Source organism: Variovorax sp. LjRoot290, from assembly GCF_964253985.1.
Classification (GTDB): domain Bacteria; phylum Pseudomonadota; class Gammaproteobacteria; order Burkholderiales; family Burkholderiaceae_C; genus Variovorax.
The window spans coordinates 4213682-4229356 of sequence record NZ_CAXURW020000001.1; the positions used below are offsets into that span (position 1 = coordinate 4213682).

The following is a 15675-nucleotide window of genomic DNA, read 5'->3' on the forward strand; positions in this document are numbered from 1 at the left end:
GCGGCGAAGGCGCTCAGGCGCGGATCGAGTCGAGCAGGCCGAGCTGGTCGAGCGCGCGCCGTAGGTCGACCGCGTCGGCCTCGGGCAGCGGCAGGCGCGGCGCGCGGGGCTTGCCGACCGGCAGGCCCATCATCGAGAGGCCGTCCTTGGAGGCGGCGACGTAGCGGTGGCCACCGACCCAGCGCACGATCGGCAGCATCTTCTTGTAGAGCGCAAGCGCGGCAGGCATGTCGCTCTCGTCGGCGACCAGCTCGAACAGGCGCGCCGACATCTTCGGGATCAGGTTGGAGCACACCGCCACCCAACCCTGCGCGCCAAGCCAGAAGGACTCGTAGCCGAGGATGCCGGCGAACACCGTCATGCGATCGCCGCAGAGTTCGATGATGTCGCGCACGCGCGTGACCTCGAGCGTCGACTCCTTGATGTACTTGCAGTTGTCGATGCGCGAGAGCCGCGCCACCAGCTCGGGCTTGAGGTCGACGTTGGCCGTGGCCGGATTGTTGTAGACCATGATCGGAATGCCGATCGCCTCGCCCACCTTGCGGTAGTGCGCGAACAGCTCGTCGTCGGTGGGCGTGCTGTAGAAGGGCGGAATGATCATGACGCCGTCGGCGCCCATGGTCTCGGCCTCGCGGCTCAGCCGCACGCACTCGTCGGTCCACTCCGCGCCGGTGCCGATCAGCACGGGCACGCGTTTTGCTGCCGTGCTCACGCAGGTTTCGATCACCAGCTGCCGCTCTTCGGCCGTCAGCGACAGGAATTCGCCGGTGCTTCCCAAGGGGATGAGCCCGTGGATGCCCTCCTCGATCTGCCAGTCGACCAGCTTCTTCAGTGCCGGCACGTCCACGTGCTTGCCGTCGGCGGTCATGGGGGTGATGAGCACCGTATAGGTGCCTCGGAACGCTGTCATTGCTCGGTCCTCGGTGAAAATCGAATGACGAAGTATATGTATACGTGTAGTATACGTATACATTGAATCGCGTCAATGCGGTTTTTTGCTTCGATCTGCAATGAGCGCCAGACTGACCCACCCCTCCATCACCGCCAGCGGGCGCCCCGTGCGCTTTTGGTACGACGGCCGGCCCATCGACGGCCTGGAGGGCGAAACGATCGCCGCCGCCCTGGCCGCCGGCGGCATCCGGCAGCTGCGCCATACCCGCGGCGGCGAGCGCCGCGGCCTGTACTGCGGCATGGGCGCTTGCTTCGATTGCCTGGTGACGGTGGATGGCCAAGCCAGCCAGCGCGCCTGCCTCACCAAGGTGGCCAAGGGCCAGCAGGTGCGCTCCGCCATGCCGGCGGGAACGCCGGCGGATCCGCTGCGCCCGCTCGCGCCCGAAGCAGCCGCCGAGCCGGCAAGCCGGCAGGTCGACCTGCTGGTGATCGGCGCCGGGCCGGCGGGCCTGTCGGCGGCGCTCGCGGCGCGGCGGGCCGGGGCCGAGGTGCTGGTGCTCGACGAGCGCCTTCAGTCAGGCGGCCAGTTCTACAAGCCGCTGGCGCCCTCCCACCAGGTGGCCGCGCCGATCGATCGCCAGTTCGCGGATGGCCGCGCGCTCGAACAGCAGGTGCGGGCGGCCGGCGTCACGGTGCAGCAAGGCGCGCAGGTATGGGCGGCGTTCTCGCCGCAGCAGGTCGGCGCGCTGATCGACGGGCACGCGACCGTCATCGGCTGCAGGCAGCTCGTGATCGCACCCGGCGCCTACGAGCGCCCGGTGCCTTTTCCCGGCTGGACGCTGCCGGGCGTGATGAGCACCGGCGCCGCCCAGACGCTGGCGCGGGCCTACCGCGTGGCGCCGGGCCAGCGGGTGGTGATTGCGGGCAACGGGCCGCTCAACCTGCAGCTGGCCGCGGAGCTGCTGGCCGGCGGCGCCGAGGTCGTCGCGGTGCTCGAATCGGCCATGCGCCCTTCCCTGGCCCAATGGCGGCAACTGTGGACGGCCGCGCGCACCGCACCCGATCTGCTGCGCGATGGCTGGCGCTACATGCGGCAACTGCGCGCCCATCGCGTTCCATTGTTGTGGGGCCACGCGGTGGTCTCAGCCGAAGGCGAGGACGAACTGCGCGCCGTGCAGGCCGCGGCGATCGATGGGCAATCGGCGACGCTGCGCTTCGAGGCCGACACGCTGTGCCTGGGCTACGGCTTCATTCCCTCCACCGAGCTCGCACGCATGCTGGGCTGCGAACACCGCGCGGTGGATCGCCATCTCGGCTACCTCGCCACGGTGACGCGCGAAGACGGCGCCACCAGCCTGCCCGGCGTGTTCGTCGTGGGCGACGGCGCCGACACGGGCGGCTCGCGCGTCGCTCTGGCACGCGGCACCCTGGCCGGCACGGCGGCAGCACGCAACCTCAACCTGCCCGCGCCTGAGCCGCGCAAGGAGCTCGGCCAATTGCGGAAGGCCGAGCGCTTCCAGCAGGCGCTGTGGTCGCTCTACCAGGCACCACCGGTCTCGCTGTCCACGACACCCGACGACACGCTGCTGTGCCGCTGCGAGGAAATCACTTTCGGCTCGGTGCGCGAACAAATCCGCGCCGGCCGCGACACACTGGCCGCACTCAAGCGCAACACGCGCCTGGGCATGGGCCGCTGCCAGGGCCGCTACTGCGCAGTGACCGCCGCGAAGCTCGTGAGCGAGCTGACGGGGCGGCCGCCCGAGGTCGAGCAGTACTTCGCGCCACGCCCGCCGGCCAAGCCGGTGCCGGCCGGTGCGCTGGGCTTCGAGAAGCCCGAATGGGGCGGCCATAAGCCTGCCATCACCCCCAACCTCGCCCGGCCCGTGGAGCACGCGCCATTCGCGCCGCTGCACACCGAGGTGCTGGTGATCGGCGCCGGCGTGCTCGGATCGTGCCTCGGCTACTACCTGTCGAAGGCCGGCCGGGACGTGACGGTGGTGGAGCGCGACGACATCAACCTGCAGGCCTCCGGCGCCAACGCGGGCAGCCTGCACGTGCAGCTGCTGTCCTTCGACTTCGGCGCCAAGGCACAGGAAGGTGGCGGCCCGGCCGCGGCCACGTTGCCGCTCGGGCCGATGTCGGTGCGCCTCTGGCAGCAGATCGAGGCCGACTGCGGCGAGGACCTCGAGATCAAGATCACCGGCGGCCTGATGGTGGCCGACAGCGTGGCCGGCATGCGCTTCATCGAGGCCAAGGCCGCGCTGGAGCGCAGCCATGGCATCGATGCGCAGGTGATCGACGGCGCCGAACTGCGGCGGCTCTCGCCCGCGCTTTCGGAACAGCTGCTGGGTGCGGAACTGTGCCCGATGGAAGGCAAGATCAACCCGCTGCGCGCGACCTATGCGGTGGCGACGCGCGCGCAACAGCAAGGCGCGCGCATGCTGCGCGGCTGCAACGTGCAGGACATCGAGCGCCTGCCCGGCGATGGCGCCGGCTTCACGGTCCACACCTCGCGCGGCACCATTCATGCGGGCCGCATCGTCAACGCGAGCGGCGCCTGGTCGAGCACCGTCGGCGACATGCTGGGCGTGAAGATCCCCGTCAAGGGCGCGCCGCTGCAGATGATCGTCACCGAGCCGGCGCCGCCGCTGGTGGACCACCTGATCGCGCATGCCGACCGGCACCTGAGCCTCAAGCAGGCGGCCAGCGGCGGACTCATCATCGGCGGCGGCTGGACCGCTGCCTTCCACGAAGGCATGCGCCTGAACCGCGCCGAGCGCGCCAGCATCGAGGGCAGCCTGTGGGTGGCGCGCCGGGTGCTGCCCGCCGTGAGCGGTCTGCACATGGTGCGCTGCTGGGCCGGCATGAACGTCAACATCGACGGCGCGCCGATCCTCGGCGAGGTGCCCGGCGTGCCCGGCTTCTACAACGCCGTCAGCTCCAACGGCTACACGCTGGCGCCCGTCGTTGCGCGCCTCGTCACCGAGCTGATCGTGCTCGGCCGCACCGAGATCGACATCACCCCGTTTCGCATCGACCGTTTTCTCTGACCTCCCCACCATGACCGACTCTTCTTCCGCGCGCGACACACTGCGCCAGTTCATCGACACGCATTTCGACGGGCAGGTGCGCATGCTCGCGCAACTGGTGCAATGCCCTTCCGACAATCCGCCCGGCGACTGCGCGCCGCATGCGGAGCTCACGGCCCGCCTGCTCGAGGCCATGGATTTCGAGGTCGAAAGGCATGCGGTGCCGGCCGAATTCGCAGCGGCGCACGGCATGCGAAGCATCACCAACCTGATCGTGCGCGAACGCTTCGGCGACGGTCCCGTGGTGGCGCTCAACGCCCACGGCGACGTCGTGCCGCCGGGCTCGGGCTGGAGCGTCGACCCTTATGGCGGCGAAGTGCGGGACGGCTGGCTCTACGGCCGCGGTGCAGCGGTATCGAAGTCCGACTTCACGACCTATGCCTTTGCCCTGCGCGCGCTGAAGCAGCTGCACGCATCCGGCATGCCGCTGGCCGGCACGGTCGAACTGCACTTCACCTACGACGAGGAAACTGGCGGCATGACCGGGCCGGGCTGGATTCTTTCGCAAGGCCTGAGTCGTCCCGACTACGTGCTCTCGGCAGCCTTCTCGCACCACGTGGTGGTGGCCCACAACGGCTGCCTGCACCTCGAGGTGACGGTGCGCGGCAAGTCGGCCCATGCCGCGCGCCCCGACACCGGCCACGATGCCATCGAGGCCGCGGCGACGCTCCTGCCCGCGCTCTACCGCTACCGCGATGCACTCGCCGGCCGGCCTTCGCAAACACCCGGCATCACGCATCCGACGATGGTGGTCGGCCTCATCGACGGCGGCATCAACACCAACGTGGTCGCCGACACGCTGAGCTTGCGAATCGACCGGCGCATCGTTCCGGAGGAAGTGCCTGAAGCCGCGGAGGCCGAGCTGCGCAGCGTGATCGAGGACGCCTGCCGCGCGCTGCCGGGCATCTCGGTCGAGATCAGGCAGATCCTGCTGGCCCGGCCGTTCGCACCGGCGCCCGGCGCCCAGGCGCTGGCCGATCTCGTGTGCCGCGAGGCCGGCGCCGTGATGGGCAAGCCGGTGACGCCGATCGGCGTGCCGCTCTATACCGATGCGCGCCTCTACAGCGAGGCCGGCATCCCCACCGTGATGTACGGCGCCGGCCCGCAGACGCTGCTCGAAGCCAACGGCCACCGCGCCGACGAGCGCGTTCCGCTGGACGAACTGCACAAGGCGACGCTGGTGGTCGCCAACACCCTGCTGCGGCTGCTGGCCCCCTGAATTTCAGTGCTGCGTGGTCGGCCGCCCGGCCTCCACCCAGGCTTCGAGTCCGCCGGCCAGCGGCCGCGCGCGCACGAAGCCGCGCGCCATCAAGGCCTGCGCGGCCAACGCGGCCGACACCTCGTTGGGGCAGCTGCAGTACAGGATGATCTCGCGCCCCCTGTCCTCGAAGGGCAGGTCCGCTCGCCGCTGCTGCAGCGCCTTCAGCGGGATCGGCAGCGCGCCCGGGATGCGTCGCGGATCGACCTGGACGCCGGCCTCGCCGCGCACGTCGACCACGATCGGCGGCGCCTCGCCTTCCATCAGGGCAAACAGTTCGTCGATGGTGGCGCGCGGCATGCTGGTGATGCGCAGCATGGCGCGACGGCGCCACCAGCGCAGCGCCAGCATGGCGGCCAGCACGATCACCAGCGCCGCGGTCGCGACGCTGCCGGCATTGGCCAGGGCATCGAGCACCGCCTGGATCTGCTCGCGAAACAGCCAGCCCAGGCCCAGGAACACGCCGGCCCACAGCAGCGCGGCCGCCGTCTCGAAGGCGAGGAAGCGCGGCGTCGACATGCCCAGCGCACCCGCCATCGGCGGCGCCACCACCGAGACGCCGGGCACGAACTTGGCAGCCACCAACGACATGCCACCCCAGCGGCCGATCAGCGTTTCGCTGCGCCGCACGCAGGAGTCCGGCGAGATCGAGATCTTGCAGAGCAGGCGCATGAAGCGGTAGCCGTAGGTGCGGCCGGTATAGAACCAGACGCCGTCGCCCAGCACGTTGGCGAGCACCGCGGCCAGCACCATGGTTGCGAGGAGGGCCGGCTCCGCCACGGCCGCCAATCCGCCGGCCACCACCAGCACCGGCGCTGCCGGCACCGGCAGCCCGACGCGGGCCGCGAAGCTCACGAGGAACACCACGGCGATCGCGTGGTCGACCATCAGAGCTATCAATTCCTGCATGCCCGGAGCGTACCGCCAACGGGCGCGGCCGGCCCGCGGGCGCACTCAGATCGCGACCAGCTGGCGCACGCCCTGCGCTTCCATGTCCTTGCCGAGACCGCGCGCGATCACTTCGCCGCGCTCCATCACGAGGTAGTCGTCGGCCAGGTCCTGCGCGAAGTCGTAGTACTGCTCGCACAGCACGATGGCCATGTCGCCGCGCTGGGCCAGCATGCGGATCACGCGGCCGATGTCCTTGATGATGCTGGGCTGGATGCCTTCGGTCGGCTCATCGAGGATCAGGAGCTTCGGGTTGGGCGCGAGCGCGCGCGCGATCGCGAGCTGCTGCTGCTGCCCGCCCGAGAGATCGCCGCCGCGGCGGTTGAGCATCTGCTTGAGCACCGGGAAGACTTCGTAGAGTTCGGGCGGCACCGGCGTCGAGCCCGGCCTGTAGGCCAGGCCCATGCGCAGGTTCTCCTCGACCGTGAGCCGCGCGAAGATCTCGCGGCCCTGCGGCACGAAGCCCATGCCGGCACGGGCGCGGTCGTAGGGCGTCTTCTTGTGGATAGGCGCGCCGTCGAACTCGATGCTGCCGCTCTTGATCGGGACCAGGCCCATCAGCGACTTGAGCAGCGTGGTCTTGCCGACGCCGTTGCGGCCGAGCAGCACGGTGACCTTGCCGGCGTGGGCTTCGAAGCTCACATCGCGAAGGATGTGGGAGCCGCCGTAGTACTGGTGGATATTCTTGACTGAAAGCATGGTCACCTTCCCAGATAGACCTCAATGACGCGCTCGTCCGCCTGCACCTCGTCCAGCGTCCCCTGCGCCAGCACCGAGCCGTCGCACAGCACGGTCACGATCTCGGAGATGGTGCGGATGAAGCTCATGTCGTGCTCCACCACCATCAGCGAGTGCTGGCCCTTGAGCTTGAGGAAGAGCTCGGCGGTGCGCGCGGTCTCCTCGTCGGTCATGCCCGCCACCGGCTCATCCAGCAGCAGCAGCTTCGGATCCTGCATCAGCAGCATGCCGATCTCGAGCCACTGCTTCTGCCCGTGGCTCAGGTTGCCCGCCAGGCGCAGCACGCTGCCTTCGAGATGGATGGTGTGCAGCACCTCGGCCAGCCGGTCGCTCTGCGCCGAATCGAGCTTGAACAGCATCGAGGCCTTCACGCCCTTGTCGGTCTTGAGCGCAAGCTCGAGGTTCTCGAACACGGTGAGGTGTTCGAACACGGTCGGCTTCTGGAACTTGCGGCCGATGCCGAGCTGCGCGATCTCGGCTTCCTTGTGGCGCAGCAGGTCGATGGTGCTGCCGAAGAAGACGGTGCCTTCGTCGGGCCGGGTCTTGCCGGTGACGATGTCCATCATCGTGGTCTTGCCGGCGCCGTTGGGGCCGATGATGCAGCGCAGCTCGCCCGGCGCGATGTCGAGCGAGAGCTTGTTGATGGCCTTGAAGCCGTCGAAGCTCACGCTCACGTCCTCGAGGTAGAGGATGCGGCCGTGCGTGATGTCGACCTCGCCCGCCGTCGCATGGCGACCGTAGCCGGCTTCGCGGCCGCCCGATTCGGTCAGGCTGGCGCGGTCGCCGTGGCCGTGCCGCGCGATGCGCTCCGCGCCCGCTTCCATCAGATCGGGCGTCATGCGCGGGCTCCCTTCGCTTCCACCACCAGCGGCGCGAGCGCAGAGGGCTCGACGCCCTGCTCCGCAGCCATGGCACGTTGCGCCTCGCGCCGGCCTTCGCTCGCCGGCGCCTTCTCCCTGGCCGCCCATTTCTTGACCAAGCCCACGATGCCGTTCGGCAGGAACAGCGTGACAGCAATGAAAAGTGCACCCAGGAAATAGAGCCAGTATTCCGGGTAGGCCACCGTGAGCCAGCTCTTGGCGCCGTTGACGATGAAGGCGCCGAGGATCGGGCCGATCAGCGTGGCGCGGCCGCCGACCGCGGCCCAGATCGCGATCTCGATCGAGTTGGCGGCGCTCATTTCGCCGGGATTGATGATGCCCACCTGCGGCACATAGAGCGCACCGGCCACGCCGCACATGATGGCCGAGATGACCCAGATCGTGAGCTTGTAGGGCAGCGGGTTGTAGCCCGAGAACATCACGCGCGACTCGGCATCGCGAATCGCCTGCAGCACGCGGCCGAACTTGCTGCCGATCAGCCACCTGGCGAACAGGAAGAAGCCGAGCAGCGTGAGGCCGGTGAGCGCGAAGAGCGTCATGCGCATCTCCTGCGTCGCGATCGGCACGCCGAGGATGCGCTTGAAATCGGTGAAGCCGTTGTTGCCGCCGAAGCCGGTCTCGTTGCGGAAGAACAGCAGCATCGCCGCGAAAGTCATGGCCTGCGTGATGATCGAGAAGTACACGCCCTTGATGCGCGAGCGGAAGGCGAAGAAGCCGAACACGAAGGCGATCAGGCCCGGCACCGCGACGATCAGGATCAGCGTGGCGACGAAGCTGTCGCTCAAGCTCCAGTGCCAGGGCAGCGTCTTCCAGTCGAGGAAGACCATGAAGTCCGGCAGCTCGCTCTTGTAGTTGCCGTCGCGGCCGATCTGGCGCATGAGGTACATGCCCATCATGTAGCCGCCCAATGCGAAGAAAAGGCCGTGGCCCAGCGAGAGGATGCCGGTGTAGCCCCAGATCAGGTCCATGGCCAGCGCACAGATGGCGTAGCACATGATCTTGCCGACCAGCGCCACCGCGTAGTCGCTCATGTGCAGCGGGCTGCCCGCGGGCACCAGCAGGTTGAGCACCGGCGCCAGCGCGCAGACGGCGATCAATGCGATGAAGAAGGCGGTCCAGCCCTTGCCGCTCAGGAGCGGGCCCTTGGAAGGAAGTGCGACTCGGGTCATGCCTCGGCGCTCCGGCCTTTGACTGCGAAGATGCCCTGCGGCCGCTTCTGGATGAAGATGATGATGAAGACCAGCACCGCGATCTTCGCGAGCACCGCGCCGGCCCAGCCTTCGATGAACTTGTTGAGCACGCCCAGCCCCATGGCCGCATACACGGTGCCGGCGAGCTGGCCGACGCCGCCCATCACCACCACCATGAAGGAATCGACGATGTAGCTCTGGCCGAGGTCGGGGCCGACGTTGCCGATCTGCGAGAGCGCGCAACCCGCGAGCCCCGCGATGCCGGAGCCGAGCGCGAAGGCATAGGTGTCGATGCGCGCCGTGTTCACGCCCATGCAGGAGGCGATCGGCCGGTTCTGGGTGACGCCGCGCACGAAGAGGCCCAGGCGCGTCTTGCCGATGAGCCAGCCCATCGCCAGCAGCACCAACCCCGCGAAGATGACGATGCAGATACGGTTCCACGGCAGCGTGACGTTGCTCAGCATCGTGAAGCCGCCGCTCATCCAGGCCGGGTTCTCGACACCGACGTTCTGGGCGCCGAAGAGCGAGCGCACCAGCTGCTGCAGCATCAGGCTGATGCCCCAGGTGGCGAGCAGGGTCTCGAGCGGCCGGCCGTAGAGGAAGCGGATCACGCCGCGTTCCAGCACCGCGCCGACCAGCGCCGAGGCGAGAAAGGCGACCGGAATCGCAGCCACCAGGTACCAGCCGAAGGCCGCCTCGGGCATGTAGCGCTGGAAGATGCCCTGCATCACGTAGGTGGCGTAGGCGCCGATCATCATCAGCTCGCCGTGCGCCATGTTGATCACGCCCATCAGCCCGTAGGTGATGGCGAGGCCCAGCGCGGCGAGCAGCAGCACCGAACCGAGGCTGATGCCGCTGAAGATCGCGTTGATGCGGTCGCCCCAGACCAGCGCGCCGTCGATGCTGCGGATGGACGCGTCGATGACGGCCTTGACCTCGGGGTCGGTCTCGTCAGCAAGGCGCTGGTTGAGCAGCAGCTTGGTGTCGGGGTTGCGGCTCTCGCCGAGCGCCTTGGCCGCGGCGATGCGCTTGGCCTTGTCGGCGCTGCTCAGCATGCTGGCGGCGCGCACCAGTTCGAGCTGGGCCTTGATCTTGGCGTTGGTCTCGGCGGCCAGCGCCTTCTCGACCAATGGGAGGCGCGACTCGTCGGGCTCCTTGAAGAGGGCCTGCGCCGCTTCGGCACGCACCGCTTCGTCCTTGCTGGTGAGCTTGAGTGCGGCCTGCGCGGCATCGAGCGCGCCGCGCATCAGGTTGTTGTTGACCACGTCCTCGGCGTTGTCGGGCAGCTTCTGCTCGGCGCCGGTGACAGGGTCGAAGGCCTTGTCGTTCCTGATGAGGAACACGCGGTCTTCGGTGTACTTGACCGCATCGTCGGCCATGGCCTGAATGAAGGCCGAAGTCTTCTCGTCGGCCGTGGCGACGGCCTTGTTGAGCGCGGCAATGCGGTTTTCGGAATCGCCCGAAGCGATGGCCTTCGCCTCGTCGGCGGTCAGCGCGTGGGCAGGAGCGGCGGCGAGCAGCGCGAGCGCCGCCGCGCAGCAGTAGATGGAGCGCAAGAATGTGTACACGGCGTTCTCTGTTCCAGGAACACCGCGGATCCGGCTCCGCCGGTCCGCTGGTGTTGCCCCCTGCAAGGGGGTTGGCGTAGCGACACGAAGTGCGCGCAGCCTGAGGGTGTTACAAGGATTTCCCTGCCGGCTGGTCCGGCTTCTTGTCGTTGCCTTCGATGTACGGGCTCCACGGCTTGGCCTTGACCGGACCCGGCGTCTTCCACACCACGCCGAACTGGCCGTCGGCCTTGATCTCGCCGATGAACACGCTCTTGTGCAGGTGGTGGTTCTTCTCGTCCATCTTCGAGACGATGCCCGAAGGCGCGGTGAAGGTCTGGCCGGCCATCGCCGCGATCACCTTGTCGGTGTCGGTGCTCTTGGCCTTCTCGACCGCCTGCTTCCACATGTGGATGCCGATGTAGGTGGCTTCCATCGGGTCGTTGGTGAGCGGCTTGTCCTTGTGGCCGGCGATGTTCTTGGCCTTGGCGTAGTCGCTCCACTGCTTGATGAAGGCGGTGTTGGTCGGGTTCTTGATCGACATGAAGTAGTTCCATGCGGCCAGGTGGCCGACCAGCGGCTTGGTGTCGACGCCGCGCAGCTCTTCCTCGCCGACCGAGAAGGCGACCACCGGCACGTCCTTGGCCTTCAGGCCGGCGTTGCCGAGTTCCTTGTAGAAGGGCACGTTGGAGTCGCCGTTGATGGTCGACACCACGGCCGTCTTGCCGCCGGAAGAAAACTTCTTGATGTCGGCCACGATGGTCTGGTAGTCGCTGTGGCCGAAGGGCGTGTACTTCTCGTCGATGTCGGTGTCCTTCACGCCCTTGCTCTTCAGGTAGGCGCGCAGGATCTTGTTGGTGGTGCGCGGATAGACGTAGTCGGTGCCCAGTAGCACCCAGCGCTTGGCGCCGCCGCCGTCCTTGCTCATCAGGTAGTCGACCGCGGGAATGGCCTGCTGGTTGGGCGCGGCGCCGGTATAGAACACGTTCTTGCTGAGCTCTTCACCCTCGTACTGCACGGGGTAGAACAGGAGGCCGTTCATTTCCTCGACCACCGGCAGCACCGACTTGCGCGACACCGAGGTCCAGCAGCCGAAGATCACCGAGACCTTGTCCTGGCCGAGCAGCTGCTTGGTCTTCTCGGCGAAGAGTGGCCAGTTGGAGGCCGGATCGACCACCACGGGCTCGAGCTTCTTGCCGAGCACGCCGCCCTTGGCGTTGATCTCGTCGATCGCCATGAGCACGGTGTCCTTGAGCACGGTTTCCGAGATCGCCATCGTGCCCGACAGCGAGTGCAGCACGCCGACCTTGATGGTGTCGGCCGCGAAGGCCGGCACGGCGGACAGGCTGGCAAGCGCCACGGCGGCGGTGAGCGCCTTGAGGGTGAAACGACGTTGTTGCATGAAGACTCCTTCTCCTGGTGGTTTGAACGATGGAGGGGAGTCTGCGGAATCGGTCACGGAGCGGGAATACGCCGGGTGGCGTACGAGGCCTCAGCCGCGCAGAAGATCCGGATGATTTCTTTTCGGATGCTTCTTCAGGGACACCATCTCAAGCGCGGTGGCGACGTGCGCCTTGAGCCTCCCGATGCTCAACAAGTTCTGCAAAGTCATTTTCTTTCCCCTTCAGCCATATCTTGGGGCCGGCGGCGACGTTGACCGCGAAGCTCTTCCCTTCCTTCAGCTTCCTTGCGAAATCCGCCACGCTCATGGGCGTGGGATTCACCTCTCGGCCCAATGTCGCCTGGGCTTCGGTCAAGGCCAACGCGACATCCGCGAATCGTGCGCTTCCCAGCACCATCACGTGGACGTCGCTGCGTGGGCTCTCCGTGCCCGAGGCCATCGAACCGTAGACGAAGGCCAGCGACACGGATTCGCCTAGAGGAAAAAGTGCGTCACGCAGCACGGGCGACCCCGGCCGTCTTCCGAAGCAAACCGGCGAGGTCATTGAACACCGGGCTTTGCGTGTTCGCCTGGTAGTGAACCTGGCGGCCGACCTCGCTGCGCAGTAACAGCCCGGCGTCGCTCAGGCCGCGCAACTCTCGATGCAGCGAGCCGGCCGATGCGCCTGTCAGGCGTGCCAGCTCTCGTACGTGCAGCGCCTTCTCCGGGTGCAGTAACAGGGCGGCCAATACGCGCGAGCGTGTCTGGCCCAGCAGATATTCGGCAATACCGGGCATGTTCTCAATTTTGCTTCAATTGTAGCAATTATGAGAACGAATTTTCCAGCATCACGCGAAGAACGCCCTCGCATAGTTGATCGGCGCATGATCCGCCAGGTCGCGCAGCAGCACGGCGCCGCGGCGCCATGCATGGTCGATCACGTAGCGGGCGCGGCCCTGGGTGCGGTCGGCCTCGATGAAGCTGGCGTCGGGGTTGTGCAGGCACTCGCCAGCGCAGGTGATATAGCTGGTGGCCCCCGCATGCGCATAGAGCGAGAAGGCAGGCGGCAGCTGCGTCACGAGATCGCAGCCGTCGACCAGGCGCACGATCTCGACCCCGGCGAGGGCCGCGACGAACTCGGTGTTGCCTACGCGCGGCGAGCCCAGCGTGACCAGCAGGGTCGGCGGCAGAAGGGTCGCGATCAGCGTCGCGAGCGCCCCGCCGAGGCTGTGGCCGGTCATGATCAAGGCGCTGCGGCCGGCGGCCTCGCCTTCCGCCCACTCGCGCACCGCGGGCCACAGGGCGCGCGCCGAACGCGCGAAGCCCGCGTGCACACGGCCGCCGGCTTCGGCCCAGTCGACCTGGTGCGCCTGCAGGTTGGTCGCGTGATCGCGAATCTCGTCGGGCTGCGTGCCGCGGAATGCGAGCAGCGCGCTGCCGTCGGCATGCAGGGCGGCAAAGGCGAAGCCGTGGGTCTCGGCGTGCACGATGAGCTTCGGCGCGCCGAAGCCGGCGTGGCGCAGCGCCTCGGTCAAACGCAGCCGCTCGGCCTCCGAAGTCTCGGCGCGGTAGTAGGCCAGCCGTGCGGACTCGACGGCCCACTGCGCGGGCGTGTAGCTCTGGCCGGGCTCGAACAGCGTCTCGTGCCGCTCGGGCGAGTAGAGCGCGGTGCGACTGGGGTCGTACGGAACGCCAGGCATGGCCTCAAACCGCCGCGGCCACCTTGAACTGCTTGGCCGCGAAGGCCCAGATCAGGCGCGTGGCGCTCGGCCCGGCTGCATCGCTGAAGGGCAGCCGCGGCGCCCCGCCGCTCCATGCATGGCCCAGGCCGGCCACTTCGCACAGCATCACGAAGGTGCGGCCGCCGCGCTTGAATTCGGTCACGCGCATCGCATGCCGCTTGCCGCGCTGCAGCGTACGCTCCGCGCCGGGCTTGGCGCCGGTGGCCGTGGCCCAGACCTCCGCCGTGCTGCCCGCATTGCTGGCCGAGACCACGACGTCGGCATCGCCGTGAAGCACCAGCAGGGGCGGCAGCGTGGTGAAGACGGCGGCGGCGCCCATGGCCTTGCCGACGGCGGTCGCCGGCATGGGCGGCACGTGGCGCCCGCGCATGGCGCCCAGCGCGGTGGCCGGCGATCTGGCGGCGCCGGGCGCCACGCCGGAGTGCATGGCTACCGCCTTGAAGCGCACCGGGTAGCGCGTGGCCAGCAAGGCGGCCATGCTGGCGCCGGCGGAGAGGCCGGCCACGGCGACACGCTCGCCGTCCACCGGATAGAGCGTGCAGGCCTGGTCGAGCGCGGACATCAGGGTCGCGGCTTCCGCGTCGGCCTTGCCGGAACGCCGGTCGTACCAGTTCCAGCAGCCCTGCGGATGAGCGAGCCGGTCCTGCTCGGGGTAGAGCACGAAGAAGCGCTCGCGCGCCGCGAGCAGGTTCATGCGCGTGCTGACCGCGAAGTCGCGCCCGGTCTGCCCGCAGCCGTGCAGCATCACCAGCAGCGGCAGGCGTTCACCGGGCTGGATATCAGGCGGCCGGTACAGGTGATAGCGGCGCGCGCCACCGGGGCCGATGGCCATGCCGGACAGCCAGTCGCCGGGGCCGCGCGGCGGCTTGAGCTGCTTGGCGGCGGCGCGCGTCACCTCGCCCGCGATGCGCGTGCCGCTGCGCAGCGTGGCATTGGTGAGCGCTTTCAGGCCGCGCTGGTAGGCGCGCGTGAATGCCGAAGCGGCGAAGGTCGGGGGACGACGGGCCATGGTGAATGCGTGGGCCGGATTCACCGGCCCGGTACACCTTAGCAGCTTCCGCGCCCGGCCTGGGCTAGTACACCTCGGGCACGTACATCGACTCCGGCACCGGCTGGCGCAGGTAGTCGGCATTGCGCACCCGAGCCGGCAGTTCGATGGGCGGGTGCGGCACCTCATGATAGGGCAGCTGGCCCAGCAGGTGGCTGATGCAGTTCAGGCGCGCCTTCTTCTTGTCGACCGCCTGCACCACCCACCAGGGCGCCTCCTCGATATGGGTGCGCTCGAGCATGGTTTCCTTGGCCTTGGTGTATTCCTCCCAGCGGCGGCGGGATTCCAGGTCCATCGGGCTCAGTTTCCACTGCTTGAGCGGGTCGTGGATGCGGCCCAGGAAGCGCATGTGCTGCTCTTCGTCGGTAATCGAGAACCAGTACTTGATGAGCTTGATGCCCGAACGCACCAGCATGCGCTCGAAGTCCGGGACGGTGCGGAAGAACTCCTCGTACTCGTCGTCGGTGCAGAAGCCCATCACGCGCTCGACGCCGGCGCGGTTGTACCAGCTGCGGTCGAACAGCACGATCTCGCCCGCGGCCGGCAGATGGGCCACATAGCGCTGGAAGTACCACTGCGTGCGCTCGCGGTCGTTGGGCGCCGGCAGCGCCGCCACGCGGGCCACGCGCGGATTGAGCCGCTGGGTGATGCGCTTGATCACGCCGCCCTTGCCCGCCGCGTCGCGGCCCTCGAACAGGATCACCACCTTCTGCCGGCTGTGCTGCACCCAGTCCTGCAGTTTGACCAGTTCGCCCTGCAGGCGGAAGAGCTCCTTGAAATAGGCTTGGCGCTCAGCCTTGTCGGCGGTGCGGCCCGATTCGAGCTCCTCGAGATTGCGATCCTCGATCTCGAGCTCGAACTCCTCGTCGTAGCTGTCGACCAGGTCGCGCGCGATGCGCTCCATCAGGTCGTTGTGGTCGCTGAGGGTGCTGGGCAGCGTCATGGTCGGCTCGAATCAGGGG

At 68.2% G+C, this 15675-nt stretch carries 14 protein-coding genes; 2 read left to right on the forward strand and 12 right to left on the reverse strand.

Annotated features, from left to right (window positions below; genetic code table 11):
* Nucleotides 1-13: 13 nt before the first annotated feature.
* Nucleotides 14-910 carry a dihydrodipicolinate synthase family protein gene (locus ACSQ9A_RS20970; RefSeq protein ID WP_093111188.1) on the reverse strand — a complete coding sequence of 299 codons (897 nt, stop codon included), beginning with the start codon at nucleotides 908-910 and terminating at the stop codon, nucleotides 14-16.
* Between the two features lie 100 nt (nucleotides 911-1010).
* On the opposite strand from ACSQ9A_RS20970, the gene ACSQ9A_RS20975 reads away from it, so the two are divergent.
* Together ACSQ9A_RS20975 and ACSQ9A_RS20980 are read left to right on the forward strand one after the other, a co-directional pair.
* Entirely contained in the window at nucleotides 1011-3941 is a 2931-nt protein-coding gene (locus ACSQ9A_RS20975) for an FAD-dependent oxidoreductase (RefSeq protein ID WP_436305024.1), read from the forward strand.
* Between the two features lie 10 nt (nucleotides 3942-3951).
* Complete coding sequence (locus ACSQ9A_RS20980; protein ID WP_436305025.1) at nucleotides 3952-5199, forward strand: M20/M25/M40 family metallo-hydrolase; 1248 nt, start codon at nucleotides 3952-3954, stop codon at nucleotides 5197-5199.
* A gap of 3 nt (nucleotides 5200-5202) precedes the next feature.
* On the opposite strand, the gene ACSQ9A_RS20985 is transcribed toward ACSQ9A_RS20980, so the two are convergent.
* The 11 genes from ACSQ9A_RS20985 to ppk2 all read right to left on the reverse strand — a co-directional run bounded on the left by ACSQ9A_RS20985 (nucleotide 5203) and on the right by ppk2 (nucleotide 15656).
* On the reverse strand, nucleotides 5203-6126 hold the full coding sequence (locus tag ACSQ9A_RS20985; RefSeq protein WP_436294981.1) for a rhodanese-like domain-containing protein: 924 nt from the start codon (nucleotides 6124-6126) through the stop codon (nucleotides 5203-5205).
* Between the two features lie 66 nt (nucleotides 6127-6192).
* Nucleotides 6193-6885, reverse strand: coding sequence for an urea ABC transporter ATP-binding subunit UrtE (urtE, locus tag ACSQ9A_RS20990; RefSeq protein WP_436305026.1), 693 nt, complete (start codon nucleotides 6883-6885; stop codon nucleotides 6193-6195).
* 2 nt (nucleotides 6886-6887) lie between these two features.
* Complete coding sequence (gene urtD / locus ACSQ9A_RS20995) at nucleotides 6888-7763, reverse strand: urea ABC transporter ATP-binding protein UrtD (RefSeq protein ID WP_436305027.1); 876 nt, start codon at nucleotides 7761-7763, stop codon at nucleotides 6888-6890.
* Nucleotides 7760-8974 carry an urea ABC transporter permease subunit UrtC gene (urtC, locus tag ACSQ9A_RS21000; protein ID WP_436294979.1) on the reverse strand — a complete coding sequence of 405 codons (1215 nt, stop codon included), beginning with the start codon at nucleotides 8972-8974 and terminating at the stop codon, nucleotides 7760-7762. Before urtC ends, urtD begins: the two co-directional genes overlap by 4 nt.
* On the reverse strand, nucleotides 8971-10515 hold the full coding sequence (urtB, locus tag ACSQ9A_RS21005; RefSeq protein ID WP_436306334.1) for an urea ABC transporter permease subunit UrtB: 1545 nt from the start codon (nucleotides 10513-10515) through the stop codon (nucleotides 8971-8973). The genes urtC and urtB overlap by 4 nt, the downstream gene beginning before the upstream one ends.
* A gap of 157 nt (nucleotides 10516-10672) precedes the next feature.
* The gene (gene urtA / locus ACSQ9A_RS21010) at nucleotides 10673-11944 is read right to left on the reverse strand and encodes an urea ABC transporter substrate-binding protein (protein WP_093111174.1); all 1272 of its coding nucleotides are present in this window, start codon (nucleotides 11942-11944) and stop codon (nucleotides 10673-10675) included.
* A gap of 148 nt (nucleotides 11945-12092) precedes the next feature.
* Nucleotides 12093-12410, reverse strand: a complete 318-nt coding sequence (locus tag ACSQ9A_RS21015) for a hypothetical protein (RefSeq protein ID WP_436305028.1) — start codon at nucleotides 12408-12410, stop codon at nucleotides 12093-12095.
* 25 nt (nucleotides 12411-12435) lie between these two features.
* Nucleotides 12436-12720: a winged helix-turn-helix domain-containing protein gene (locus ACSQ9A_RS21020; protein WP_436305029.1), complete on the reverse strand. Its 285-nt coding sequence runs from the start codon at nucleotides 12718-12720 to the stop codon at nucleotides 12436-12438.
* A gap of 51 nt (nucleotides 12721-12771) precedes the next feature.
* Nucleotides 12772-13623, reverse strand: coding sequence for a lipase family protein (locus ACSQ9A_RS21025; protein WP_436305030.1), 852 nt, complete (start codon nucleotides 13621-13623; stop codon nucleotides 12772-12774).
* A gap of 4 nt (nucleotides 13624-13627) precedes the next feature.
* On the reverse strand, nucleotides 13628-14674 hold the full coding sequence (locus ACSQ9A_RS21030; protein WP_436305031.1) for an extracellular catalytic domain type 1 short-chain-length polyhydroxyalkanoate depolymerase: 1047 nt from the start codon (nucleotides 14672-14674) through the stop codon (nucleotides 13628-13630).
* Between the two features lie 64 nt (nucleotides 14675-14738).
* Nucleotides 14739-15656 (reverse strand): polyphosphate kinase 2, encoded by a 918-nt coding sequence (gene ppk2, locus ACSQ9A_RS21035; protein ID WP_093111169.1) that lies wholly within the window; start codon nucleotides 15654-15656, stop codon nucleotides 14739-14741.
* Between the last annotated feature and the right edge of the window lie 19 nt (nucleotides 15657-15675).